The organism is Thermoactinomyces sp. CICC 10523, from assembly GCF_016055105.1.
GTDB classification, from domain to species: domain Bacteria; phylum Bacillota; class Bacilli; order Thermoactinomycetales; family Thermoactinomycetaceae; genus Thermoactinomyces_A; species Thermoactinomyces_A daqus.
Genome location: NZ_JAECVX010000008.1, coordinates 104813 through 130906 on the forward strand (window position 1 = coordinate 104813; position 26094 = coordinate 130906).

The 26094-nt window shown below is 48.7% G+C and carries 24 protein-coding genes, 2 tRNA genes, 1 rRNA gene, 1 other RNA gene and 2 pseudogenes; 23 read left to right on the forward strand and 7 right to left on the reverse strand.

What is annotated here, in order from left to right:
- Positions 1–6: 6 nt before the first annotated feature.
- The 5 genes from I8U19_RS11340 to I8U19_RS11360 all read left to right on the forward strand — a co-directional run bounded on the left by I8U19_RS11340 (position 7) and on the right by I8U19_RS11360 (position 3544).
- Entirely contained in the window at positions 7–993 is a 987-nt protein-coding gene (locus I8U19_RS11340; RefSeq protein WP_033099880.1) for a gluconeogenesis factor YvcK family protein, read from the forward strand.
- 15 nt (positions 994–1008) lie between these two features.
- Positions 1009–1953 carry a DNA-binding protein WhiA gene (gene whiA / locus I8U19_RS11345; protein WP_033099840.1) on the forward strand — a complete coding sequence of 315 codons (945 nt, stop codon included), beginning with the start codon at positions 1009–1011 and terminating at the stop codon, positions 1951–1953.
- Positions 1954–1968: 15 nt separating this feature from the next.
- Positions 1969–2226 (forward strand): HPr family phosphocarrier protein, encoded by a 258-nt coding sequence (locus tag I8U19_RS11350; RefSeq protein WP_033099841.1) that lies wholly within the window; start codon positions 1969–1971, stop codon positions 2224–2226.
- Between the two features lie 188 nt (positions 2227–2414).
- A complete protein-coding gene (locus I8U19_RS11355) occupies positions 2415–3089 on the forward strand; it encodes a hypothetical protein (RefSeq protein ID WP_033099842.1) in 675 nt (224 codons plus the stop codon).
- Positions 3090–3181: 92 nt separating this feature from the next.
- Positions 3182–3544, forward strand: a complete 363-nt coding sequence (locus I8U19_RS11360) for a cation diffusion facilitator family transporter (protein ID WP_033099843.1) — start codon at positions 3182–3184, stop codon at positions 3542–3544.
- A gap of 331 nt (positions 3545–3875) precedes the next feature.
- Here I8U19_RS11360 and clpP read toward each other — a convergent pair whose 3' ends face one another.
- Positions 3876–4466, reverse strand: coding sequence for an ATP-dependent Clp endopeptidase proteolytic subunit ClpP (gene clpP / locus I8U19_RS11365; RefSeq protein WP_033099844.1), 591 nt, complete (start codon positions 4464–4466; stop codon positions 3876–3878).
- Positions 4467–4901: 435 nt separating this feature from the next.
- Here clpP and I8U19_RS11370 point away from each other — a divergent pair, with 435 nt between their 5' ends.
- Complete coding sequence (locus tag I8U19_RS11370) at positions 4902–5318, forward strand: NUDIX hydrolase (protein WP_033099845.1); 417 nt, start codon at positions 4902–4904, stop codon at positions 5316–5318.
- Positions 5319–5383: 65 nt separating this feature from the next.
- Here the strand turns inward: I8U19_RS11370 and I8U19_RS11375 are convergent.
- A tRNA-Arg gene (locus tag I8U19_RS11375) sits at positions 5384–5458 on the reverse strand.
- Positions 5459–5761: 303 nt separating this feature from the next.
- Between I8U19_RS11375 and rpoN the strand changes: the two genes are divergently transcribed.
- The 9 genes from rpoN to rrf all read left to right on the forward strand — a co-directional run bounded on the left by rpoN (position 5762) and on the right by rrf (position 14897).
- Entirely contained in the window at positions 5762–7129 is a 1368-nt protein-coding gene (gene rpoN / locus I8U19_RS11380) for an RNA polymerase factor sigma-54 (protein ID WP_052153984.1), read from the forward strand.
- Positions 7130–7278: 149 nt separating this feature from the next.
- Positions 7279–8310: a sugar-binding transcriptional regulator gene (locus I8U19_RS11385; protein WP_033099882.1), complete on the forward strand. Its 1032-nt coding sequence runs from the start codon at positions 7279–7281 to the stop codon at positions 8308–8310.
- 59 nt (positions 8311–8369) lie between these two features.
- The gene (gene gap / locus I8U19_RS11390) at positions 8370–9380 is read left to right on the forward strand and encodes a type I glyceraldehyde-3-phosphate dehydrogenase (RefSeq protein WP_033099846.1); all 1011 of its coding nucleotides are present in this window, start codon (positions 8370–8372) and stop codon (positions 9378–9380) included.
- 123 nt (positions 9381–9503) lie between these two features.
- Positions 9504–10691 (forward strand): phosphoglycerate kinase, encoded by a 1188-nt coding sequence (locus I8U19_RS11395; protein ID WP_033099847.1) that lies wholly within the window; start codon positions 9504–9506, stop codon positions 10689–10691.
- A gap of 13 nt (positions 10692–10704) precedes the next feature.
- Positions 10705–11457, forward strand: a complete 753-nt coding sequence (gene tpiA, locus I8U19_RS11400; protein WP_198055957.1) for a triose-phosphate isomerase — start codon at positions 10705–10707, stop codon at positions 11455–11457.
- Positions 11458–11472: 15 nt separating this feature from the next.
- The gene (gene gpmI, locus I8U19_RS11405; protein ID WP_198055958.1) at positions 11473–13014 is read left to right on the forward strand and encodes a 2,3-bisphosphoglycerate-independent phosphoglycerate mutase; all 1542 of its coding nucleotides are present in this window, start codon (positions 11473–11475) and stop codon (positions 13012–13014) included.
- A 23-nt stretch (positions 13015–13037) separates the two neighbouring features.
- A complete protein-coding gene (eno, locus tag I8U19_RS11410) occupies positions 13038–14324 on the forward strand; it encodes a phosphopyruvate hydratase (RefSeq protein WP_198055959.1) in 1287 nt (428 codons plus the stop codon).
- A gap of 119 nt (positions 14325–14443) precedes the next feature.
- On the forward strand, positions 14444–14677 hold the full coding sequence (secG, locus tag I8U19_RS11415; protein WP_033099851.1) for a preprotein translocase subunit SecG: 234 nt from the start codon (positions 14444–14446) through the stop codon (positions 14675–14677).
- Positions 14678–14782: 105 nt separating this feature from the next.
- Positions 14783–14897, forward strand: a 5S ribosomal RNA gene (gene rrf / locus I8U19_RS11420).
- Between the two features lie 144 nt (positions 14898–15041).
- Here rrf and I8U19_RS11425 read toward each other — a convergent pair.
- On the reverse strand, positions 15042–15827 hold the full coding sequence (locus I8U19_RS11425) for an LPXTG cell wall anchor domain-containing protein (RefSeq protein WP_052153985.1): 786 nt from the start codon (positions 15825–15827) through the stop codon (positions 15042–15044).
- A 215-nt stretch (positions 15828–16042) separates the two neighbouring features.
- On the opposite strand from I8U19_RS11425, the pseudogene I8U19_RS11430 reads away from it, so the two are divergent.
- The 3 genes and pseudogenes from I8U19_RS11430 to I8U19_RS11440 form a co-directional block, all read left to right on the forward strand.
- Positions 16043–16174: pseudogene (locus I8U19_RS11430) on the forward strand (class D sortase); the annotation flags it as partial.
- Positions 16175–16473: 299 nt separating this feature from the next.
- Positions 16474–17403 carry a bifunctional helix-turn-helix transcriptional regulator/GNAT family N-acetyltransferase gene (locus I8U19_RS11435; protein WP_033099852.1) on the forward strand — a complete coding sequence of 310 codons (930 nt, stop codon included), beginning with the start codon at positions 16474–16476 and terminating at the stop codon, positions 17401–17403.
- 88 nt (positions 17404–17491) lie between these two features.
- Positions 17492–17665 carry a hypothetical protein gene (locus I8U19_RS11440; protein WP_198055960.1) on the forward strand — a complete coding sequence of 58 codons (174 nt, stop codon included), beginning with the start codon at positions 17492–17494 and terminating at the stop codon, positions 17663–17665.
- Positions 17666–17775: 110 nt separating this feature from the next.
- Here the strand turns inward: I8U19_RS11440 and I8U19_RS11445 are convergent.
- From I8U19_RS11445 to I8U19_RS11460, 4 genes and pseudogenes are all read right to left on the reverse strand, one after another.
- Positions 17776–18042, reverse strand: a pseudogene (locus I8U19_RS11445) (SDR family NAD(P)-dependent oxidoreductase); the annotation flags it as partial.
- Positions 18039–18416, reverse strand: coding sequence for a MerR family transcriptional regulator (locus I8U19_RS11450; RefSeq protein ID WP_033099853.1), 378 nt, complete (start codon positions 18414–18416; stop codon positions 18039–18041). The gene I8U19_RS11450 and the pseudogene I8U19_RS11445, both read right to left, overlap by 4 nt.
- Positions 18417–19177: 761 nt before the next feature.
- On the reverse strand, positions 19178–19963 hold the full coding sequence (locus I8U19_RS11455) for an amidohydrolase family protein (protein ID WP_198055962.1): 786 nt from the start codon (positions 19961–19963) through the stop codon (positions 19178–19180).
- 128 nt (positions 19964–20091) lie between these two features.
- Positions 20092–20484 carry a MerR family transcriptional regulator gene (locus tag I8U19_RS11460; protein WP_198055963.1) on the reverse strand — a complete coding sequence of 131 codons (393 nt, stop codon included), beginning with the start codon at positions 20482–20484 and terminating at the stop codon, positions 20092–20094.
- 884 nt (positions 20485–21368) lie between these two features.
- Between I8U19_RS11460 and I8U19_RS11465 the strand changes: the two genes are divergently transcribed.
- From I8U19_RS11465 to I8U19_RS11485, 5 genes are all read left to right on the forward strand, one after another.
- Positions 21369–22136, forward strand: coding sequence for an alpha/beta hydrolase (locus tag I8U19_RS11465; protein ID WP_033099858.1), 768 nt, complete (start codon positions 21369–21371; stop codon positions 22134–22136).
- A gap of 28 nt (positions 22137–22164) precedes the next feature.
- Positions 22165–24504, forward strand: a complete 2340-nt coding sequence (gene rnr, locus I8U19_RS11470) for a ribonuclease R (RefSeq protein WP_232337264.1) — start codon at positions 22165–22167, stop codon at positions 24502–24504.
- Positions 24505–24648: 144 nt separating this feature from the next.
- Positions 24649–25116, forward strand: a complete 468-nt coding sequence (gene smpB / locus I8U19_RS11475; RefSeq protein WP_033099859.1) for an SsrA-binding protein SmpB — start codon at positions 24649–24651, stop codon at positions 25114–25116.
- Positions 25117–25213: 97 nt separating this feature from the next.
- Positions 25214–25577: a transfer-messenger RNA gene (gene ssrA / locus I8U19_RS11480) on the forward strand.
- Positions 25578–25594: 17 nt separating this feature from the next.
- Positions 25595–25670, forward strand: a tRNA-Thr gene (locus tag I8U19_RS11485).
- Positions 25671–26094: the final 424 nt, after the last annotated feature.

The following is a 26094-nucleotide window of genomic DNA, read 5'->3' on the forward strand; positions in this document are numbered from 1 at the left end:
AAAAGATTGAAAGAAAACCGGGACAGGAAACCGCGGATTGTCTGCATTGGTGGCGGGACAGGATTGTCCGTCATCCTGCGCGGATTGAAAAAATTGCCGATCGAGATTACGGCGATTGTGACCGTTGCTGATGACGGCGGCAGTTCAGGCCGGTTGCGCAATGATTTGCAAATGCCGCCGCCCGGGGATATTCGCAATGTGCTGATTGCTCTGGCGGATACCGAACCGCTGTTGGAGCGGGTACTCCAGTATCGTTTTACCAGCGGGGAAGGCTTGGCCGGGCATACGCTCGGGAATTTGATGATCGCAGCGATGAAAGAGATTACGGGCGATTTCACCCACGCCGTTCAAGAGATGAGCCGCGTTTTGGCTGTCCGCGGACGGGTGCTTCCGGCCAGCGAGCAAGATGTTGTCCTGATGGCTGAAATGACCGACGGCTCCATCATTAAAGGCGAATCGCAAATCCCGCAAACCGGGAAAAGAATTAAACGCGTTTTTCTCAATCCCCCGGAACCGAGGCCGCTGGAAGAGGCGATTCGGGCGATCCAGGAAGCAGACGCGATCGTAATCGGTCCGGGCAGCCTTTATACCAGCATTTTGCCCAATTTGCTGGTCAAGGGGATGAGCGAGACGATTTACGCTGCCAACGCCTGCCGGATTTTCGTTTGCAATGTGATGACCCAGCCCGGAGAGACCGATCATTTTACGGCGAGTGATCATATCAAAGCGATTTATGATCATGTGGAAAAGCCGTTGTTTGATGTCGCCATCATCAATAACGAGGTTCCGCCCCCTACCATTCAGGAAAAATACGCGGAAAAAGGGCAAAAGATGGTTCTTCCTGATATTGACCGGATTCAGGAGATGGGTTGCCGCGTGATCGCGGATAACCTGTTGCTATATCGTTCTGTTGTGCGTCACGATGCTGAGCGGATCAGCAGCCATATCGAAAGGCTGATTGACGAGCGCATGCAGAAACGGCATAGCGGGTAAAGAAGGGGATGCCAAATGTCGTTTACCTCAAACATAAAAAAAGAGTTGACCCAACTTGACGCAAAACCTTGCTGCAAACGGGCCATTCTGTCCGCGTTGGTGCGAATGAACGGAGCGGTGCAGCTGCAGAAAAAGGCATTTATGCTGGATATTACGACTGAGAATCCCTCAACGGCCCGATATATTTTTTCGTTGATAAAAACCCTTTATCAGATCCAGCCGGAGGTGCTGGTGCGCCGAAAAGTGCGCTTGAAAAAGAACAATGTTTACATGATCCGCTTATCCCGGCAGGCAGGAGAAGTATTATACAACCTGGGCATTTTTAAACGGGGGACATGGGAGCAGACAGAGGGGATTTCGCCCGCGATCCTGCAAAAGCCTTGTTGCAAACGGGCATACTTGCGCGGGGCTTTTTTGGCCGCAGGATCGGTGAATAATCCGGACAGTGCTTCCTATCATCTGGAAATTGTCTCGACTTATGATGATCATAGCGAAGCATTGTGCAAACTGATGAATGAATTTCATTTGCATGCGAAAATCATTGAGCGTAAAAAAGGGTTTGTGGTGTACATTAAAGAAGGAGATAAAATCGGGGAATTTTTGAATATTATCGGGGCTCATCCTTCCCTGCTGAAATTTGAAGATGCGCGTATTATGAAAGATATGCGTAACTCCGTCAATCGTCTGGTCAATTGTGAAACGGCGAACCTGAATAAAACGATCCAGGCAGCCATGCGCCAAATCGAAAATATTCATCTGATCGATCGGGAGATCGGCTTGGATCAGCTGCCCGCCCGCTTGAGAGAGGTGGCGGAAACCAGGCTGAAATACCCGGAAATGAATTTGGCGGAGTTGGGGCAGGTACTGCCGAGCGGAAAAGTGAGCAAATCTGCCATTAATCACCGCTTGCGCAAATTGGACGAGATGGCCCGGAAATTGCGGCAATCGTCAAATGGTTAGGTTAGGAGGATTTCTATGGTAGAAAAAAAAGTCATCGTTGAATTGGAAACAGGATTACACGCGCGCCCGGCAGCGTTGTTTGTGCAGGAAGCAAACAAATTTACTTCCGAAATTTTTGTTGTAAAAGGAACGAAAAAAGTGAATGCCAAAAGCATTATGGGCATTATGAGTCTGGCCGTGTCCCGGGGTGCGGAGATTACCATTGTGGCAGATGGCTCGGATGAAGAAGCAGCTGTGAATAAATTGGCGGAGATCGTAAGCAAACCGGAATAATGTAGTGCATCAGGCGGCGGCATCCCCATGCAAAAAAAGATGGGGTTGGTCCGCCGCTGTCTTCTTCAGGGCGGAAAATCGTATCAAACGTGTCACAATTTAGGCGGAACTTGATCCCGATTATTTTATAAGATAAAAGAAAAGGTATGGAACAGGGAAACTGATGAGCATTCCGTTTGGAGGAAAAAATGGATACGTTCCTTTACCCTTTGATTACGATTTTGTATCTCGTGTTGTTTGTGTGGAGTTTTCGTTTTTTTCGTGAATCCTCGTTTTGGGGAACATCCTGGATTTTATTCCTGATTTTGACGTTCATTTACGATCATGCGGTACTGTCGGTGGGCAACCTTTTCGGTGAAGGGGATTTGCTGGAGATGCTCAGCTTGTTTCGCTATTTGTTCGATGTCTTGTTAACGCCCACTCTTGTTTTTGTCTCCCTGGATATTTTGCGCCGGATTCAGGTCGAATGGTCGGAATATTTAATTGTTCAGGTCTTTACACATTTGTATACGTTTTTGTTGACAGTGCTCGGGATTTTTACCAATATATTATGGATTAACTTGGAGCCGGTCAGAATCCATGGGGTGATCCAGTATTTTCCCTCGAAAAATTATTTTCCGTACTCCACCATCCTGGCGCTTCTGCCGCTGGTGGTTGCAGCTTTTTTCTTGTGGCGGCGGTTGCGCTGGCCCGTTTTGCTCGCAGGGATTGTTATCGCAGTTGTGGGTGTCGGTTTTGCCTGTGCGGTGGATAACCCGGCGATTGGCTCGGTTTTTGAACTCGTCTTAATGTGGAGTTTGGTGATGACAGAGTTGCTGTTGAAGTCGGATGATTACGGACCGGGCAAGTCGGTTCTGAGATAAGCGGGCTGAAGCGAAAAACGCTTCGGCTTTTTCATTTTCATGTATAATTTGCCGGGCCGGATTAACAATAATGGCACGGAGGTGTGCCTGAGATGAAACGCATTTTTCTGTTCGGGTTGTCGCTGTTTCTGGCCTGCTTTTTCACCGCTTGCCAACGATTTGAAAAAACAGAAGACCAAACGGGATTGGACAAAGATTCCCATTCTTACACCCATATGGGCTACCCGGAAAGCAAAATGAAACAAGTGGCGCTCAGTGTTCCGGGTGTGCGGGATGTAAGGATGGAGTATAACGGCGAGAAAATCATGATGTACATTGTTCCTGAAGGGGATTTTCCGCGCTCGCGCTATCATGATCTCGTCGATCTCATTCAAAAACGCTTACGTTCGGCAGCCCCGATCAATCCGGTGCATATCAAAATCATCAAACCGGATGAATGGCTGCATCAGGAATAGGAGAAGCACCGATCGGAAAGGGCGGATACCGCAGTGACCGGACCGCGGGAAAACCGAGCAACCGGAAATTCCATGGTTCATGGCTCCAAATCCCATTGTCCGATCCGTTGCCAGGTCAATGGGTGGGGAGCTTTCATCTCTAGATTTTGAAAAATTCCTTCTTTTTATAACAGGGTGATATTCCTTTTTAACAATCATTGGCATTTGGCCGTTGGTCAAGCAGGGGACACCGCGACCTGCCCCTGCAATGGACATCCGCGGAATATACCGGTTTACATAGTAAAAACGGGTTCCGGCGATCAGACCTGGAACCCGTGTCTCCTGGAGAGAGTTATTTCTTTTTCGTGCTGGTCAGCACTTTGTCAATCAAGCCGTAGTTCAGGGCCTCTTGCGCGCTCATGAAGTAGTCACGGTCTGTATCTTGTTCGATTTTTTCCAGCGGTTGGCCGGTAAATTCAGACAGCAGTTTGTTGAGATGCTCACGCGTGCGCAAAATGCGTTTGGCCCGGATTTCAATGTCGGACGCCTGACCTTGGGCACCGCCGAGCGGCTGGTGAATCATCACTTCGCTGTTGGGAAGAGCAAAGCGTTTGCCCTTGGCTCCGGCAGCGAGCAGAAATGCTCCCATCGAAGCGGCCATCCCGATACAAATCGTGGAAACATCCGGTTTGACGAACTGCATGGTATCGAAAATCGCCATCCCCGCCGTGATCGAGCCGCCCGGGGAATTAATATAGAGATGAATGTCTTTTTCCGGGTCTTCTGCAGCCAAAAACAAAAGCTGTGCCACAATGGTATTGGCCACTTCATCTGTGACCGGGCTGCCCAGCAAGATAATCCGGTCTTTCAGCAGGCGGGAATAGATGTCATATGAACGTTCTCCTCGGTTTGTCTGTTCAACGACCATCGGAATCAAGTTCATGGTTGCGGGTGCCTGAAAAAGTTTTCAACGGCACCCTCCCCCTCCTTTCTCTCTATCCGAGTAGCTGACTTCAACAACAGTTCCTGTTATTATCATACCCTAAAGGTCAAAAAAGGTCAAATCAATCCTGTTTGAAAAAGACTGCCTCTGTATCTTTACCTTTAGCGGGAAAGGATAAACCTTTTGCAGAGTTGCTTAAACCGGGTGGGAAGATTTGCTAAAATGGATGTGTAAATCGGTTGACGTAACGATTGTCAACGCCCTAAAGATGGGGAGCGGCGCAGGAAGGGCGGCGTTCCTGCCCTGTTTCGCGGAAAGCATTTCGGCGTTGATGGTCCGGCATGACAACATTTTCCTTAAATCGCATTCATCCGGAAAAAGGCAGCCCGATTGAAAAAGAGGCGGGCTTGCGCAATGAGGTTGCAGGAGGTTGAAATGGAGCAAAAAATCATTTGCCGGGGCTTTCTTTATCATCAGGGAAAAACGCTCCTCATTCAGCGGTCTTTGACGGAATTGACCATGCCCGGTTTCTATGAATTGCCCGGAGGAAAGGTGGATTTCGGCGAAGATCCGGAGGAGGCGTTGAAACGGGAGTTTCGCGAAGAAGTGAATATGGATGTGGAGATTGTCCGGCCCTATCAGATCTTTTCTTACGTTTCCGAATACACGAATCAGCACCTGGTTGAGATCGTCTTTCTGGTCCGGCTCCTGAGTGACCCGGCTCTGATCCGGCTGAGTGAAGATCATTCCGATTATCAGTGGGTTTCCGTAAAGGATGATGTGCCGCATGGACCTCTTAATGAGTTTACAAAGCGTGCCATCTCAGCGGGGTTTCAGACAGTTTCTTCTTAGACCGGAGCACGGACGACAAAAAACCACCATTTCCAAAGCAAAGGAAGTGGTGGTTTTCAGTATTTTGGCGCGCCTACCAGGATTCGAACCTGGGCACCTGGTTCCGGAGACCAGCGCTCTATCCCCTGAGCTATAGGCGCATAATGAAATATTAAGCTGACGAAAGTCATTATAACACAGTGAATGAACCGGGGCAAGGATTTTTTTAATTGAATTTCAGGTCTTTGTACTGGCAAAAAAGAGTAAAAAGTACCAGGCTTTCTTATGTTAAAATATAATTGATTAAGTGAAGAAAAAGGAAGTTTACATGTTGATAAAAAGAGAGAGGCATGTATTCCAATGCTGCGGTTTGGTGCGGCTGACCCGATTATAATATTATTGGAAACCGTTTTTCGTCATCCATAATCCGGGAGCGATCAACAGAAGGGGCGGAGGTGAAAAGAATGGCTATACAGATGGGTTATGGTCTTTATCAGGAGCAAAGGATGAAGATGGTGATGACGCCGGAATTGCGTCAGGCCATTCAAATATTGCAATTCTCCGCAAGCGATTTATGGCAGTACATCATTGAACAGATGACGGAAAACCCGGTGCTGGAGTTGCCGGATCTGGAAGCGGAACGCCTGAATTTGGATAAATGGCTGAATTACCTTCAGGAGATGCCGGTTTCCCGCCGCAGGGGAGGCTATCGGCAAGAGCAAAAGGAATCCGTCTTTGAACCTTATGCAGCAGGGAGCGGAACGCTTGCTGAAGAGCTGGAGGCACAGCTGTTCGAGTTTGATCTGACGCCGGCAAAACGGAAAATTTGTCATTATCTTATTTATAATTTGGATGAAAGAGGTTATCTTGACGTGGATGCCGTCCATGTCTGTAAGCGCTTTCATATAAGTGAAAAGCGGTTTGAAGAGTGTCTGGAGGTCATCCAGGCGATGGAACCGGCCGGTGTCGGGGCGCGTTCGCTGTCAGAGTGTCTGGAAATTCAATTGAAAAGGATGGATCATCCCAATCCACTGGCGATTGAGATTGCCCGTCACCATCTCGAAGATGTTGCGGATGGCAAATGGCGCAAGATGGAACAGGCTCTCGGAGCAGGGATGGAAGAACTGCAAGCGGCTGTTGATGAGATTAAAAAGTGCAATCCCCGCCCGGGAAGGGGATATGATACCGGCGCACCCACCCAATACGTATATCCGGATGTTTATGTAGAGAAAGTGAATGATGAATACGTTGTCGTGATGAATGAGAGCGATACGCCTCAGCTGACGGTAAACCATTACTACCAGCAGCTGATCCGCAGCAGAGGACAGATGGGCGAAGAAGTGGAGCAGTATCTGAAAAATTGGCTGCAGTCCGCTCTGTGGCTCATCAAGGGCATCGAGCAGCGCCGGGATACCGTCTTTCGGGTTGCCGAAGCGATTGTGACCAGGCAAAAGGAGTTTTTTGAAAAAGGCGTGGATTATTTAAAACCGCTCACACTGAAAACCATTGCTGAAGAAGTCGGTCTGCACGAATCGACGGTGAGCCGGGCCACCCAGCACAAATATATGCAAACGCCGAAAGGACTGTTTCCGTTTCGCTATTTTTTCCCTTCCGGTCTGGCAACGAAATCGGGAGAGAACCTGTCACAGGAGACAGTGAAGAAAAAAATAAAACAGTTCATTTCGGGGGAAGATAAAAAAGATCCTTTATCAGACCAAAAAATTGCTGATCTGCTCTGCGGAGAAGGAATTCGGATTTCACGGCGAACGGTCGCCAAATACCGGGATGAAATGGGGATTGTCTCCTCGGCCCGGCGTAAGCGTTTTCTTTGAATTTTCAATAAAAATGGAAAGACGGCTTGTCAAGAAAAACACCTTTGCGATAAAATGAAGTTGATCCCGAAACGGGGATTTTTTTTGAACGGGTCGGGACGATTTTGTCCTACGCGGGACGTATGAAGTCCCTTGTGGTGGGGGATGAAATGGATAAAATCTTAAACCTTCAGAAGCAATTGTTGCCGGATCTGCTTCAGGTCATGCATAAACGGTATGAAATTCTCAGGCATGTTCAGTTGATGCAACCGGTCGGCCGGCGGAGTTTGACGGCTGCCTTGAAGATGACGGAAAGAGTGCTGCGCGGAGAAGCTGATTTTTTGCGGGCACAAGGGCTGCTCTCTGTCGATTCGACCGGAATGAAACTGACGGAAAAGGGAAGTGAGCTGCTCGCCGACATGGAACCGCTCATGAAGGAACTGTTTGGCCTGAACCAATTGGAGGCGGAGTTAAAGGCATTTCTGGGTGTGAAGGAAGTCATCATCGTTCCCGGCGATGCGGATGACTCCGATTGGACCAAGAAGGAGATCGGGAGAGCGGGTGCCCGTTACCTGAAGGAGCAGGCGGAACCAGAACAGATTGTCGCTGTCTCCGGGGGAAGCACCATGCTGGCGGTGGCTGAAATGATGTTGCCGACTCCCGCCTTCAAAATGACCACTTTTGTTCCTGCCCGCGGCGGTGTTGGGGAAGCGGTGGAACTGGAAGCGAACTACATCGCATCCCTGATGGCAAAACGGACGGGTGGCAAATACCGCATGATGCATGTGCCCGATCAGGTAAGCGACGAAGTATACCAAACCTTGATCCGCGAACCGCACATTCAGGAGGTACTGAGCTCTCTGAAAAAGGCTCGTATCGTCATTTACGGGATCGGCGATGCCAAAACCATGGCGCTCCGGCGCAAATCGGATCCCGGAATCCTGAAAAAACTGGAGGAGACGAAAGCGGTAGGCGAGTCATTTGGTTATTACTTCAACCGCGACGGAGAGATCGTTCATCGCATCAAAACGCTGGGCCTGAAGCTGGAGGAACTCGATCAGGTGGAAAAAGCTGTGGCCGTGGCCGGAGGTTCCAGCAAAGCGGAAGCGATTGTCGCGATCTGCTCCCACATTTCCCAGGACACCTTGATCACAGATGAAGGAGCAGCACGGGCAATTCTGCAAAATGCGATTGCCATGTGAGAATGAATCCCACCCTTAACTGTGGATACTACGGATAAGACATTAAGGAGGAAGAGATAATGGCAAAAGTAAAAGTGGGTATCAACGGATTTGGCCGTATCGGTCGAAATGTGTTCCGTGCTATGCTGAACCATCCCGAATTGGAAGTTGTAGCCGTAAACGATTTGACCGACTCCAAAACGTTGGCTCATCTTTTGAAATATGATTCCGTGCACGGAAAATTGGACGCAGAAGTAAAGGTTACGGAAAATGGCTTCAGCGTGAATGGCCGGGAAGTAAAAGTAACGGCTGAACGCGACCCTGCACAAATCAAATGGGCCGAAGAAGGCGCAGAGATCGTTGTTGAATCGACCGGCCGTTTTACGAACCGTGAAGATGCAGCCAAACACCTGGTTGGAGGAGCAAAAAAAGTGATCATCTCCGCTCCGGCCAAAGGTGAGGACATTACCATCGTGATGGGTGTAAACGAGGAAAAATATGATCCTGCCAGCCATCAAGTGATTTCCAACGCTTCCTGCACCACCAACTGCCTTGCGCCGTTTGCCAAAGTATTGCACGAAAAATTCGGGATTGTGCGCGGTTTGATGACCACCGTTCACGCCTATACCAATGACCAGCAAATTCTTGACCTGCCGCACAAAGATTTGCGCCGAGCCCGGGCTGCTGGTGAATCGATCATTCCGACAACGACCGGTGCCGCCAAAGCGGTTTCCCTCGTATTGCCGGAACTGAAAGGGAAATTAAACGGAATGGCCATGCGCGTTCCGACCAAAAACGTATCCGTTGTGGACTTGGTGGCTGAACTGAGCAAAGAAGTCACCGTTGAAGAAGTAAACGGTGCACTCCGTGAAGCTGCTGAAGGCGAACTCAAAGGTATTCTGGCTTACTCTGAAGAGCCGCTCGTATCCATCGACTATAACGGAAATTCCCACTCCTCGACCATCGATGCCTTGTCCACGATGGTGATGGAAGGCAATATGGTAAAAGTCGTTTCCTGGTATGATAACGAATGGGGCTATTCCAACCGTGTTGTTGATCTAGCCGCTTATATAGCCGGTAAAGGACTTTGATCCATAAATTAAATAATCGGATGAAGTTATACTAATTGCAAATATGTTATACTAATGAACGGTTTGGAAGATCGGGAAGAGGAGAGCTGCTCTCCTCTTTCTCAGCATAAGGAGGGAAGCCCCATGAATAAAAAATCTGTGCGCGATGTTGACGTTCGCGGCAAGCGCGTCTTTTGCCGCGTCGATTTCAACGTGCCCATGGAAGAAGGGAAAATCACCGACGATACCCGGATTCGCGCGGCACTGCCCACGATCCAATACTTAATTGAACACGGGGCCAAAGTGATTTTGGCCAGCCATTTGGGCCGGCCTAAAGGAAAAGTGGTTGAGGAACTGCGTTTGAACGCGGTCGCCGAAGCCTTGTCCAAATATCTGGGTCAGTCTGTACTTAAAGTGGATGAAGCCGTTGGGCCTGCCGTTGAAGCCCGGGTAAACGAGATGAAAGACGGAGATGTGCTTCTGCTGGAAAATGTCCGCTTTTATCCTGGAGAAGAGAAAAATGATCCTGAGTTGGCAAAAGGATTTGCCCGTTTGGCCGATCTCTATGTGAATGACGCATTTGGCGCCGCTCACCGGGCACATGCTTCCACTGCGGGAATTGCCGCTTATCTCCCTGCGGTCGCCGGTTTCCTGCTGCAAAAAGAGATTGAAACATTAAGCCGTGCCTTGACCAATCCGGAGCGTCCCTTTACGGCGATCGTCGGCGGGGCAAAAGTGAAGGACAAAATCGGCGTGATCGAAAATCTGCTCGATAAAGTGGATAACCTGATCATCGGCGGCGGTTTATCTTATACTTTTGCCTACGCCAAGGGGTATGAGATCGGAAAATCGCTCTTTGAAGAAAATAAAGTGGAACTGGCCAAAGAGATGATAAAAAAAGCGGAGCGCAACGGCGTTCGTTTTTACATGCCCGTTGATGTGGTTGTTGTCGACGAATTCGGCCCCAATCCGAAGACCGTTAAAATTGTGGATATCGACCAGATTCCGGCCGACATGGAAGCTGTCGATATCGGTCCGAAAACCCGGGAACTGTTTGCCGATGTGGTGAAGGCTTCAAAACTGGTGATCTGGAACGGGCCGATGGGTGTATTTGAATTTGACCAGTTTGCCGCGGGAACCAATGCAGTGGCCAAAGCGCTGGCCGAATCAAACGCTCATACGATCATCGGCGGCGGGGATTCTGCGGCGGCCATCGAAAAAGCAGGCCTGGCCGATCAAGTTGATCATATCTCCACCGGCGGCGGTGCTTCGCTGGAGTTCCTGGAAGGAAAAGAACTGCCGGGGGTTGCGGCACTTCAAGATAAAGAATAGGGGGAAGCCTGAGATGCGTAAACCCGTGATCGCAGGAAACTGGAAAATGCACAAAACAGCGGAGGAAGCAGTCTCTTTTGCGGCTGAACTGAAACAGGCCGATCTTCCGGGAGAGGTAGAGGCTGTCATCTGTGCTCCGTTCCTGGCCTTGCCCGCTCTGGTTGAAGAACTCACCGGGACCGGGATCGGCGTCGGAGCACAAAATGTTCATTTTGAGCAGCAAGGCGCTTTTACGGGCGAAGTGAGCGTCCCGATGTTGAAAGCGGCGGGGGTCACTTATGTGATCATCGGCCATTCTGAGCGTCGGGCCTATTTCGCGGAAACGGATGAGAGCGTGAATAAAAAGGTAAAAGCGGCGTTAAACGGCGGTCTCATCCCGATCGTCTGTGTCGGCGAAACGCTGGAAGAGCGTGAAAACGACCAGACGAAGGAAGTGGTTCGCAAGCAGGTGAAAGCGGCGTCCGCCGGGCTGTCTTCCGATGAGATGAAAAAGACGATTATCGCTTATGAACCCGTTTGGGCCATCGGCACCGGAAAAGCGTCCACCGCGGAAGATGCCGAGGAAGTATGCAGCTTTATCCGCAAAACGGTTGCCGACCAGTTTGACCAACAAGTGGCCAATGAAGTCCGCATCCAGTATGGCGGAAGCGTAAAACCGGAAAATATCGATTCCTTTATCAAGCAGCCCAACATTGACGGCGCGTTGGTGGGAGGAGCCAGCCTGAACGCCGGTTCGTTCATTCAATTGGTACAAGCAGCGAAGTAGTGGCAGGTGAAAATGATGAAACGTCCAAAACCCGTGCTTTTGTGTATCCTTGATGGTTTCGGCCTGCGTGAAAATAAAGAGGGGAATGCGGTGGCTCAGGCCCGTAAACCGAATTTCGACCGCTATTGGAATGAGTTTCCGCATGCCACGCTGGAGGCGAGTGGAAACGCGGTCGGTTTGCCGGAAGGGCAAATGGGCAACTCCGAAGTGGGACACCTCAATATTGGCGCCGGACGAATCGTTTACCAGGATCTGACGCGCGTGAGCAAATCGATCGAAGACCGGAGTTTCTTTAAAAATGAAACATTCCTGGCAGCGATCAAACACGTAAAGGAAAATCAAAGTGCGTTGCACCTCTGCGGACTTGTTTCCGACGGCGGTGTGCACAGTCACATTGACCATTTGTTTGCCCTGTTGGAGCTGGCGGCGAAGGAAAATGTGAAAAATGTCTACGTTCACGCTTTTCTCGATGGCCGCGACGTTGCTCCCGACAGCGCGGTGAAGTACATTGAACAATTGCAAGAAAAAATGAAAGAAACCGGTGTGGGCCAAATTGCCTCCGTGCATGGCCGCTATTATGCCATGGATCGGGATAAACGCTGGGATCGCACAGGCAAATCATACCGCGCGATGGTTTACGGCGAAGGCCCTGATTTCCGCGATCCGGCAGAAGCGATCAAAAAATCTTACGAAGAAGAGGTTTTTGACGAGTTTGTGGTGCCGGCCGTGATGGTTGACGACAAGGGGGAAGCGGTTGGCCGCGTTCAAGACCATGACTCGATCATCTTCTTTAACTTCCGTCCTGACCGCGCGATCCAGCTTTCACTTGCCTTTGCCAACGATGATTTTGAGGAATTTGACCGCGGTCCGTCCAGACCGGAAGACCTCTATTTTGTCTGCTTGACGGAATACAGCGTGGCGGTTCAGGGGCATGTTGCCTATAAGTCCACCGACCTGAAAAACACTTTTGGGGAAGTGGTGGCAAACAGCAATCTGAAACAGCTGCGCATCGCCGAAACGGAAAAATATCCGCATGTGACCTTTTTCTTCAGCGGCGGGCGTGAAGAGCCGTTTCCGGGTGAAGACCGGATTTTGATCAATTCTCCCAAAGTGGCCACCTATGATCTGAAACCGGAAATGAGCGCCTATGAAGTTACCTATGCGTTGTTGAAGGAAATTGCGGCAGAGAAACACGATGCCATTATCCTGAACTTCGCCAACCCGGATATGGTTGGCCATTCCGGAAAACTGGAACCGACTGTGCGTGCGGTTGAGGCAGTGGATGAGTGCCTTGGCAAAGTGGTCGATCTCGTGCTGGAAAAAGGCGGTGTTGCCGTCATTATCGCCGACCACGGCAATGCCGATATGGTGATTGATGAAAACGGCCGCCCGCATACGGCTCACACGACTTTCCCCGTTCCGTTCATTGTGACGAAAAAAGGGGTTAAACTCCGGGAAAAAGGCATCCTGGCCGATGTTTCCCCGACCATGCTCGATCTCCTTGGAATTGAACAACCGAACGAAATGACAGGGAAAAGCATGATTATCTCCAAATAACAGAAAAAGAGAGGGAATGAACCATGACCACGATTATTGAAGTATATGGCCGTGAAGTATTGGATTCCCGCGGGAATCCGACCGTTGAAGTTGAAGTTATTCTCGAATCCGGTGCAGTGGGACGCGCGATCGTTCCTTCCGGTGCTTCCACCGGTGCGCACGAAGCGATTGAGCTGCGCGATGGGGACAAAAGCCGCTATCTCGGCAAAGGCGTGTTAAATGCGGTGCGCAATGTGAATGAAGTAATCGCTCCGCAGTTGATCGGCATGGATGCACTCGATCAGGTCGCGATCGACAAAGCGTTGATCGAGCTGGATGGTACGCCGAACAAAGCTAACCTCGGTGCCAATGCAATTTTGGGCGTTTCGATGGCTGTTGCCCGCGCTGCGGCTGAAGCTCTGGACTTGCCGTTGTACACCTACCTTGGCGGATTTAATTCCAAAGTGCTCCCGGTTCCGATGATGAACATTTTGAACGGTGGGGCGCATGCCGACAATAACGTCGATATCCAGGAATTCATGATCATGCCGGTCGGCGCGGAAAACATCCGTGATGCGGTCCGCATGGGTTCGGAGATCTTTCACAACCTCAAAGCTGTACTCAAAGAAAAGGGTTATGCGACGGGTGTTGGTGACGAAGGCGGATTTGCTCCCAATTTGAATTCCAATGAAGAAGCCCTCGCCACCATCGTAACCGCGATTGAACGCGCCGGTTACCAACCGGGAAAAGACGTTATGCTCGCGCTTGATGTTGCTTCCACGGAGATCTTTAAAGACGGCAAATACCACTTTGCGGGTGAAGGCATTACCCGTACTTCTGAAGAAATGATCGCCTTCTATGAAGAATTGATCCAAAAATACCCGATCATCTCCATTGAAGACGGTTTGGCTGAAGATGACTGGGAAGGTTGGAAACAACTGACCGAGCGCCTCGGAAACAAAGTGCAGCTCGTCGGTGACGACCTCTTTGTCACCAACACTGAACGCCTTGCTTCCGGAATTGAAAAAGGAGTCGGCAACTCGATTCTCATCAAGGTAAACCAAATCGGAACCCTGACCGAAACGTTTGATGCGATCGAAATGGCCAAACGTGCCGGCTACACTGCCGTCATCTCCCACCGCTCCGGTGAATCGGAGGATACCACCATTGCCGACATCGCAGTTGCGACAGGTGCCGGTCAAATCAAAACCGGGGCTCCTTCCCGGACGGACCGCGTAGCCAAATACAACCAGCTGATGCGCATCGAGGATCAGCTCGGGTTTACGGCTCAATATCCGGGACGCAGCGCTTTCTATAATCTGCGCGGCTAATTTATGAAAAAAGGGGATCTTTCCGCAAACACGGGCGGGGATCCCTTTTTCTTTGTTGAAAACCTCAGTTCAATATGATACAGTCTATTCAGTGAATAGCTGGGCAAGGAGGTTTAATCGTGGAAATTGCATCTAAAATAATCCTTGCAATTTTTTGCGTCGCACTGATCATTGTGATTTTGCTGCAATCGAGCAAAAGTGCGGGTTTGTCCGGAGCCATTGCCGGGGGTGCCGAACACTTGATGGGCAAAGCGAAAGCGCGTGGTTTTGATGCGTTGCTGATCAGACTGACCACTGTCTTCGCGATCGTGTTCATGGTGATGGCCCTTGTTGTCGGTTACTTTGTAAAATAGGCGAAAAATGCAGCCGATCGCTCTGTCGGCTGTTCACTTTTTGCCGGGAATTTTTTTGGAAAAACCTCTTGAAATGAATATAAAACCATGATAATATACTACTTGTCTGGTGATGATAGCGGAGGGGATCCACCCGTTCCCATCCCGAACACGGAAGTTAAGCCCTCCAGCGCCGATGGTACTTGGGGTTCACCCCTGGGAGAGTAGGTCGTTGCCAGGCGATCAAGCCACTCAGGTTTACTGGGTGGCTTTTTTATTTTGTCTTGGAAGGGCGTTGCAGTGCGGGGTTGTTAACGGTCAGTTGCACACGAACGAATGCAATTCATTAAAAAAGCGTCCCGTCAAAGGACGCTTTTTTTATCAATTAAACGGTTTGACGGCGACGATGAATCAGCATACCCAATCCGGCTGCCAAGAGTGTTGCCCCAAGTCCGATGTTATTGGCATAGGAAGTGGCTGTTTTTGGCAGTTTTCCCCCTTGACCGTTCGAGGGTTGATTTCCGGTGTTGCCGCTGTTTCCACCGTTATTTCCTCCGTTGTTTCCGTCGTTACTTGGTTGGGTGGTTCCGCCGTTATTTCCCCCGTTGTTTCCGCCATTGCCAGGCTGGGTGGTTCCACCGTTATTTCCGCCATTGTTTCCGTTATCTCCCGGTGCAGTGCCACCGCCGTTATCATCCCCGGGATTGGTTCCTCCGCCGTTGTGGTCACCGGGATTGTCATGGCCAGGTTTTCCATCATCCGTTTTCACACAGAAGAGATTTCCTTTTTTGCCTTTCAACATCAGGGCGGTATTTACTTTATCTCCATCCAGCTTTCCGGTAAAGTGAATGTTGAAACAGTATTCCACACTGGGTTTTAATCCTTCAAAATGCGCGTGGAATTGGGCTTTGGTCGATTGATTGAGATGGGCGGGTTTACCAGCTTTGTTCGGACCGACCGGAATGATTTGCCATTCCCCGCTGTCAACGGTGCTCGCACCAAAAATGCTTGTCCAAATATCAATGGTGGAATCGGTTACTTCCACCTTCGGTAACAGGTGGTATTTGGCATCTACTTCAGGTTGATTACCGGAATGCGCAAAGGTGGTCATCGGAAAAGCCAATGCAGCTGTAACTGCCAAGGCTGGTATTACTTTCGTCCATTTTCTCACTTAAAAAACCCCCTGCTATGTAATTTATTTATGTGATATTAAATTTATAAATGAAATAAGGTTTGAAATCTATAACATCGATTCATCGTTCAAGTAAATGACTAAATTTTCAGTACACAAATTCGTAAAGGTTTGCTCATAAAAAAGTCATATAAAACGGTAATTAAAATATATATTTTTTACAGGTTGCTCTATTCGGTTTTCTCGTGGGGAGTCGTACAGTGATTGTACCTTATTCCCGTCCGGTTCTTTCACTTACCACCTGTTATCCTTTCGACTACATAGGCAGTGCACCCGATCGCTATATCATTCAGGCGGAACTGATTAATATTAAAAATGAGAACTAAGGTCTAAGAAGAGTATTCGAGATGTTGTCCTGTGGGGCTTTTTTATGGAAGCTGAGGCTCATGTCTCGGTTTTTCAATTACAAATTGGACAATGCTTTTGAAATGATTTCAGTTGCTGGAAGATGGTATGTAAAGCCATCTTCCTGTTTTTATTTTTTTCGGTAAACGATAAATTCCCGTTTCAACCGGATCGCTGAGAAGGATTATTTTCTGACTGCTGCAATTCTGCTTTGTGGACAAAAACTTGACTAAAGCAAATATATAGTTGATAATGGCATTGAAAAGGGGGCGAAACAAAGATGAAAAATCTGGAGGCGAAAATCAGTGCTGTCCGGCATTTCAACCGATTTTTTACCCGGCATATCGGAGTATTGCGCGAGGGATTGTTGCACAGTCCCTTTTCCCTGACCGAAGTTCGTATCCTGTTTGAACTTGCGCATCACGACCATTTGACCGCTTCGGATCTGTCCCGGGAAACTGGGCTGGATCCGGGTTATCTCAGCCGCATCTTGTCCCGGTTTGAGGAAAAAGGGCTGATCGAAAAAGTCCGTTCGGAAATCGATGCCCGGCAGAGGCTGCTTTCCCTGACTTCCGAGGGAAGGCAGGTATTCATGATGCTTGATCGCCGTTCCCGAGAGGAAGTGGCCGAAATGCTTGGCAGCCTCTCTGAAGGGGATCAAGAGCGCCTTCTGGAGGCCATGAAGACGATCGAAGACGTGCTGACCCGGGGCCAGGGTTTCAAGTTCTCCGAACCCTTTTTCCTGCGTTTTCCCGAACCTGGTGACATGGGCTGGGTCGTCCATCGTCACGGTGTTCTTTACGCACGGGAATACGGGTGGAATGAGCGCTTTGAAGCATTGGTCGCACAGATTGTATCCGATTACATGCATCGCCATAATCCGTCCAGGGAGCGCTGTTGGATTGCCGAGATGAACGGGGAGAATGTCGGCTGTGTTTTTGTCATGAAAGACAGCGATACCGTTGCCAGACTTCGGCTTCTTTTGGTCGAACCCAAGGCGCGCGGTTTCGGACTTGGCAACCGCCTCGTCGAAGAATGCATTCGTTTCTCCCGGAGATGCGGCTACAAGAAACTGGTTCTTTGGACGAACGACGTGCTTAAAGAGGCCCGGCATATTTACCGGAAGCACGGCTTCAAACTTGTAAAGGAAGAAAAACACCACAACTTTGGTCCGGATCTGGTGGGGGAGACGTGGGAGTTGTCGCTTTGAAGAGAAACAGCTCAAAGAATCAGTCGCCACATCAGAATATTTCTCCTGAAAGGATCTATTTGGAGTCTCTATTTCGGATTCAGTAGGTTTGGACAAGTTCAGATCCATCTGGAATTCGTGGTCTTTCTGTGGTTGGAGACGGGTTCCTGTCCGATACGGATTGCCGCGTACGGGCAGTGTGGAAGATATCGATTCTTTGCGAGAAGCGACCGCCCGCGTGGTCGGGTTGATTGTGTCTGAGGGGCGGAAAGAAGAGCATTAAAATGAACGCAAAGAAGCCGCTTCATTACGAATCAGCTTCTTCTTTTTACGCTCCATCCCCATTACTCAATAGAGTCTTTGTTGGCTTGGTACAGCTGTTCTGTATAGCAGTTGAATCCCGGCATTATTAATCAGCACGTTCACGTCGGGATAGTTTGCTGTCACCCAATCGAACAAGGCCAGACGCTCGCTTTCTTGCTCCAAGTCGCAAACCCGGGTGATTAAGCCGGGGACTTGTTTCCGGGCTTGTTCAAGAACATTTTCCCGCCGGCCGATAACGATGACGGTATTTCCGTTTTGCACGAATTTCTCTGCAAAGGCCAGCCCGATCCCGGAGCCGCCGCCAGTAATCAAGATTGTATTTCCTGTAAGCTTCATAGGTTTTCTCCTCCACGAAGTTGTTTTTGATAACGTTCGATTTTCTCCTCTATCCCCTTCAGGTATTCCTGCATTAATGCTATTTCATCCAGCACGTTTCGCTTATGCTTCAACAGCATGTCGAGCCGTTTCTCTATGGTTGAATTTCCTTCAACAACCCAGTCCATGTACTGCTTAATCTGATTGATGGGCATGTTGGTGTTCTTAAGGCAAGTTATGATTTGCAGCAACGCCAATTGACGTTCCGAAAATAATCTTCTGCCCGCCTCGTCCCGTTCGACAAACGGAAGAAGACCTTTTTTTTCATAAAAGCGCAAGGTGGATTCCGGTATATTGTACATGGCTGCAGCTTCGCCAATGGTATAGTATTTCATAGTGGAGGCCTCCAAATCCAGTATTTCTTGTCGACATGACTATCGTACGACTTAAACCTTGGTTTAAGTCAACAGTGCTTTTTCGCATTTAGCGCTCATTCCACCCGTACTTTCGGGAAAGCCGCGTAAGCGACTTTAACCTCCGCAATGTATTGGGGGCCTATTGTGTAACTCAAACAGTATTTCCAAAAATGGTCGAAAAAAATAGCGGAGGCATCATCAACATCTCCACCCAAGGAGCGCGGTTTCGGACTTGGCAATCGTCCTCGCCGAAGATGCATTCGTTTTCCCCGGACTTCACAGACGATGGCTTCTTGGACCAAAGAATCTCATATCGCATCCCGTCGTAGCTCGCAAATCCATCTTGGCTCACTTGGAGCAATTACGACGGATATGGCTTCCTCGAAGATCACGTAGGATGGTGTTGCGGGCATGTCCTGTTTTTCTTGTAAATCACCAGAATACCCTTGCCAATCGCATTCTCCTTGACAAATGAGATTCCATGGAAAAGTTGGAGGTGGTTGTCTTCATCAAGCAGGAATGAATCCTTTCTAAATCATTGGCCACTATTTTGGTTACTCGCCCTACAGCAGTCTGACATCACCTTTTCGGGGGCCAACCAGATCCTGTTTACCCAGGAACAAATAAAGCTACCCGATTCGGGTAGCATCTTTTATATGGCTTGAAACAGGGGGCTGAGAGGCTCGTAGAGTGCGATTCACAGATTGATCCGACACATTTATATGCCCTGTTTTATTTAGTTATAAGTTTAACAATTTCGCAATATTATCACCTAATACACATTTGCGTGTGTACGGATCATTTGAATGTCGTTCTACTGCCATTCTTACCAACAAGGGATCGCCATAAGGACTATCAGAACTAAACAAAGTACGCTCAGGTAACTCTAACATTGCTAAAGATAATGCAACTGTAGTATAAAAAGCAGAAACATCAAGATACGCATTAGAAATTTCTTTTGTAATTTTGATCGTGTCTAACCAGTTTAGACCGCCTAAATGCCCGAAGATTACGGGAACCTTTGCATACTTCTTTGCCAATTCTGCCAGCTCTTTAATATCGCTTAAACCAAGGGGATGTAATGTATGCACCCAGATGGGAAGATATCCAAACTCGCAAGAGCTTTTAAAAACTGGTTCCAAAGTATTTATCTGCCCAGGAGCAAGCGTAAACTCTCCGAGCCCCTTAAACCCATTACCGATCACTTGTTTTTCGACCCACTCAGCTGTCTTTTCGTCATTTAACCCATTTGGTACAGAACCAAAGCCTAAAAAACGATCGGGATATAGACGAATAGATTGCAGCTGTTCTTCAATTCCTTTTTCCCTTCTTTTGGCATCATTTACATGTCCTCCTAAAATTTTAAACAGTTTTCTCATTTCTTTTTCATACGACTGAAAATCCGTTGCTCGCTCGGGGTGAATTGAAGTATAAAAAAGGATTGTCTTATCTATCCCTGCTTCATTCATTAACTCAATTTGTTTTTCAACTGGTAACATCACATGACTATGGCTGTCGATGATCATCGCTCTTGGCTCCTTTCCTCCGTAAAGACAAAAAAAGTTTTGTACATCACGTCACCAGAAAAAAGTATCAATCAAATATGAATGACACGTTAATTGGGGAATAGACATGAAATGATCGTAATGCAATATTAACTACCGTCATATGATTCATTTCCTTTGTGTTTAGCTGTCTTTTTTTCCAATTTGATCGCACGTACCCGTTCTTCCAAATTTGATTTGATTTCGGATAGAATTTTTATATAATCATCTAATTCTTTTATTTTCATTTCGTACGTAGACAAAACTTCTTGGCAAACAGCTTCATTATTTTCGAGAACACAATTCAAAAAATTGGATATTTGGTCTGTGGTAAAACCTAGACTTAAGTAAAATTGAATCATTTTGACTTGTTTAATAGCTATGGAGTTGTATTCCCGATAACCATTAATCAATCGTGTCGGTGTAATTAGCTTCTTTTTTTCGTAATACCGTAATACACGTGGACTTACTCCTGTTAGTCGAGCGAGTTCACCAATACGCAAAGCAGATTAATAACCTCCTTTCATTCAAGTGTTGTAATGTGATTATAAACCTTGACATTAATGTCAAAGTCAACAAGTATGTGGTTCCAGGGGGCAACTTATCACTGTGACAGACGAGGGTACAAGGCAAGATGGAAACAAGCCGCTAGCCGGAGTAATCATCGTCAAAAACGGAGTGACCGTTGTTCGTGGGTACACGTCTCACTCGGCCTGCTGCGTAAGCGAATGTTCCAGGCTGGTGTTAAAACGAAAGGGGCAACAGTCTATACTGCACGCGGGAACCCATGCTCAGATGGAGTTCGAATGCGGCATGTTGCGAAGCATTAACGGACGCAGGAATGGCCAAAGTTCTTGTTGGTATCGTTGATCTATCCGAAGGTTAGCAGAAAAGGCATCCAGCATTTTCGAGAACATGGCGTTGAGGTTGTCGTTGGCGTGTTTGAGGGAGGAACACAAGAATGGGAAACCCAAATAAAGAAGACGACACAAGGCCGTCTTTTTTCTTTTAACCTGATTGGCTTTGATCGTGCCGGTGATTATATATATTCCGGTTCGTCAACCATTACCACTTGGGCATACCCCGCTTCCAGTGATCCTAACCGTCGATTCCGCGTATGTGTCGTTCCTCCGGGTGGAGGGGAGCAATGCAGCTCTTGGTGGTAAACGCATCCTCTTCAAAAATCAACCTCTGCCATTAAACCCCGGTGATCCCGCCGGGGGTTCATCATGACGAGGAGAAATGATTGTTGCGGGGACACTTCACGGATCAGAGGGGGACGTGTCCGCGAAAAAGAAACCGGTCTTCGATGGGACTGTTTTCCTTTCCGATTCTTTGTGCTATCGTGAAAATGGCGGAAAACTTTGCGTCGGATGGAGGATAGCAGATGAAAATCGTACAGCGCACCCCCGATCCTTTTTTTTATTCGGGTGGAAAAGTGGGCATTCTGTTAATACATGGTTTTACCGGCTCTCCTTCCGAACTTCGTCCCATGGGTTACTATTTGAAGGAGCGAGGGTTTACCGTTTATGCTCCTCTCCTCGCCGGGCACGGGGTTGATGGGGAAACAATGGAGAAAACGGGATGGAAGGATTGGTGGCAAAGCGCTTTGGATGCGTATGAGAGAATGCGGGAAGAGGATTTGGACCGGATTTTTGTGGCGGGTCTGTCGATGGGAGGATGTCTTTCACTGATGCTGGCGGCCGAAAAAAAGGTCGATGGTGTGATCTCGATGTGCGCTCCGGTTTGGATTCGCGACCGTCGTGCGCTCTTGGCCAACGTGCTGCAGTATTTTATCCGCTTTACCCGAAAATCGGAAAAACGCGACCCCGAAATCGCCGCCCATGTCGTGCCGATAGATAAAACCCCGGTCAAATGTGTGGGCGAGCTGGTGCGCCTCATTCGGGAAATGCGAAGCAGGCTGCCAAGGGTATCGGCACCGGCACTGGTCGTGCAAGCCGCCAAAGATGAGCTGGTATTGGAAAAAAGCGCGGAATATATTTTTTCGCAAATCGCCTCAAAAGAGAAAAAACTTTCCTGGTATGAAAATTCGACGCACATCATTACCGTTGACAAAGAAAGGAAAGAATTGTTCCAGGAGATTGAGGAATTTATCGGACGCGTTTCCTCATCGGATCCTAAAAAAGAGAGGTGAAAAACTCTGTTACCGGGAGCCGTTCCTGATGACAGATTTGTACATGATCACAGAACATGAGATTCGGCAATTCATGTTGGAAAAAGCATATAAACCACTTACGCTGGAGGAATTGATCGCCTCTTTTCAGATCGGCGAGGAAGATAGGGAAAGTTTTACTGCGTTGCTCGACAAAATGGAAGAGGACGGCGACATCGTCAAAACGAGAGCCAGTCGCTACGGGGTGCCGGAACGCTTTAATCTGGTGCGGGGAACCTTGCAGGGTAGCACCAAAGGATTTGGGTTCGTGATTCCTGATCAGCCTGGCAGGCGCGATATCTACATCCATTTGAACGACATGAACGGAGCGATGGACGGAGACCTCGTCCTCGCGCGGATTCATAAAGGCAAATCGGGCGACCGCCGCCCGGAAGGGGAAATCGTGCGCATCCTCAAGCGGAAGCTCGACAAAATCGTCGGTACCTTTACCCGTTTGTCCTCCCATTTTGGGTTTGTCATTCCGGACAACAAACGCATCGCCACCGATATTTTCATCGCGCCGGAATTTCAGATGAATGCGCGTGACGGGCAAAAAGTCGTGGTCAAACTCCATCAAATCACGGGACGTCACAGTGCCGAAGGGGAGATTATCGAGATCTTGGGTCATAAAAACGACCCCGGCGTCGATATCCTCTCGATTATTCGCAAGCACGGTTTGCCGGAGGCGTTTCCCGAGGCCGTACTGAAAGAAGCCGAGGCGATCCCGGAGACGATCAGTGAAGAAGAAATCAAGGGCAGAAGAGATTTGCGCGAACGCCCGATGGTGACCATTGATGGCGAAGATGCCAAGGACCTCGATGATGCCGTTTCCGTCGAACGTTTGGAAAACGGCAATGTTAGGCTGGGCGTTCATATTGCCGATGTAAGCTACTATGTAAAAGAAGGGTCGGCTCTCGACCGGGAAGCTTATGAGCGCGGATGCAGCGTGTACCTCGTTGACCGCGTGATTCCGATGCTTCCCAAGCGGCTGTCCAACGGAATCTGCTCCCTGAATCCGCAGGTAGACCGTCTGACCATGACCTGCGATATGGAATTGGACAGCGAAGGAAATGTTGTCAATTACGAGATCTATCCAAGTGTGATCCGTACCCGCGAGCGGATGACTTATTCCGACGTGAAAAAAATCGTGGTGGATGAAGACCCAGAACTGATCGCCCGCTACCAACCGCTCGTTGACGATTTCAGGCTGATGGCCGATTTGGCGATGACCCTGCGCCGCAAACGGATGAGGCGGGGGGCGATCGACTTTAACTTTGCCGAAGCCAAAGTGATTGTCGATGAAAAGGGAAAACCGGTGGATGTCGTGAAGCGCCCGCGTACCATCGCTGAACAACTGATCGAAGAGTTCATGCTGGCCGCCAATGAAACGGTCGCCGAGCACTTTTTCAACCTGGGTGTTCCCTTTGTCTACCGCATTCACGAAAATCCGGATGCCGAAAAGCTGAGAGCGTTTTATGAGTTTATCACCAGCTTCGGTTATTCCGTCAAAGGCAAGCCCGATCAGGTCAAACCCCATGCATTGCAAGCGTTGCTGGAAAAAGTGCAGGGGAAACCGGAAGAACATGTGATCAGCACGGTGATGCTCCGTTCAATGAAACAAGCCAAATACTCCGCGGAAAATATCGGCCATTTTGGATTGGCGGCACCGTTTTATTCGCATTTTACCTCCCCGATCCGCCGCTATCCCGATCTGCTGATTCACCGCGTCATCCGGGAAGTGTTGGCTAATGGTTTCCTGACGGCGGAGAGGATTGACCAATTGAATGAGTATCTGCCGGACGCCGCCCAGCAATCGTCCATCCGTGAACGGATTGCTGTCGATGCGGAACGGGAAACGCAGGACCTGAAAATGGCCGAATACATGATGGACAAGATCGGGAAAGAATATGACGGCATCATCAGCAGTGTCACCTCGTTCGGCATCTTTGTCGAATTGCCCAATACGATTGAAGGGCTGGTTCATATCAGCTTCCTGACCGACGATTACTATCATTACGATGAATCCACCTATTCCCTGATCGGCGAGCGTAGCGGACGCCTTCTGCGCATCGGGGATCGCGTCAGGATCAAAGTGAGCGGCGTCAATGTCGATGAGCGCAAAATCGATTTTGAACTTTTGGAGCATTACTCCGACGAACGGGCTCCGCTCAAAAAAGGGAAGAAAAAGAAAGCGAAAAGCAAGGGACGAAAAAGGGCAGCCGAAAGCGAAATGAAAGTGAAAAAAGGAAAAAAGGGAAAAACTTATGCCGTCGACCCATCCGACTTCATCAAACAGCAGAAGCCGGGAAAAAAAGGAAAAAAGAAAAAGAAGAAAAAAAAGAAGAAGTAGTCCCGGCCTTAAGGGGGTTCCCTTGTCTTTTTGATACGGGAACCTCCCTTCAGACCGGATGGTACTGAAAAATCCCATTGATTCGCTTCGACTTTCCTTGGTATAATAGAATCTACTGCGATTTCAGGGTTTGAGGTGGAAACGATGGGAAACAAAGGGACCAAGGTGATTGCCAAGAACAAAAAAGCATACCATGATTACCACATCGAAGAGACCTTTGAAGCGGGAATCGTTCTCACCGGAACTGAAATCAAGTCGATTCGCCAGGGACGCGTCAACTTGAAAGACAGTTACGCGCGGATTGATCAAGGAGAGCTCTTCATCATCGGTATGCATATCAGCCCGTTTGAGCAGGGCAACCGCTTTAATGTCGATCCCACCCGCACCCGCAAGTTGCTTATGCACCGAAAGGAGATTGACAAGCTTCTAGGCCAAACCAAAATTAAGGGACTGACCCTCATCCCGCTCGACATTCACTTGCGCAACGGTTTTGCCAAAGTCCAGCTCGGTCTCGGACGAGGCAAGAAGCTCTATGACAAGCGGGCAACTGAGGCCAAACGCGATGCGGAGCGCATGATCCGCCGCAAGCTGAAGGAGCAAAATTTCCGTTAAAAAAATAAAAAATACCCTTGCATGTTTTTCTACATGATGCTATAATCTAAAACTGTGATCGACATCATCGGTCACTTTGTTCGAAAAGTTGAATCTCGGGGGCGTTCTTGGGATTCGACGGGGATAGTTCGAGCGTCAGTAGCGAGCCGAGGGGCTGCGTTTCTCGTTAAACACGCGGAAGCCAAATGTAACTGGCAAACAAGAAAACTACGCTCTGGCTGCTTAATTAACCAGCCAGGACTCGCTTCTCCATCGCCTGTGTGGAGCTGCCGGGTCTCATAATCCAGCAGGCTAGCTGACCGATCGGCCGCTGATCGGAAGGCGAATTTCAAGCGGCTAGTCTTTAAAAGCGCCTGTCACTGGGCAGTTTTAAAGGCGAATCTTCAATACAGTGACTGCGCTCGGAGAAGCTGGCGTGGCGATGTCTTCGGACAGCGGTTCGACTCCGCTCGCCTCCACCAAAATCCATAAGCAACATGCTGGTGTAGCTCAGTTGGTAGAGCACTTCACTCGTAATGAAGGGGTCGCAGGTTCGAGTCCTGTCTCCAGCACCAAAGAGAAGCCCTTGGGAAACCAAGGGTTTTTTGTATTATGGAAGTATTGGAAATAATGTTCTGATTGGTGATTTTAGTAATAATCAGGGAGATATTAATAGCGATCTTGTTATTAACCCAGAGCTCGCATTAAGTAAGGATGAACTGGACGATATGGAAAGTATAAATGAGTATGACACAATTACCTATGAGTAATATATGGAATATAAAATAATTAAACTCACATGAATATGTGACGATCCATAATTGATCCCCTGAAAGCCTGCTTCATGAGCCGTCCACAAGGATGGCTTTTTCTATTTAGGAACAAAAGATGCATTGATAGATTATGCTTCGTTTGGAGTTTTTATTTTCTGCGGGCGTAGATGAATTATCCAGACTTATCCTTGTTCCATCATAATATAACAGAAAATTCTGACATCTA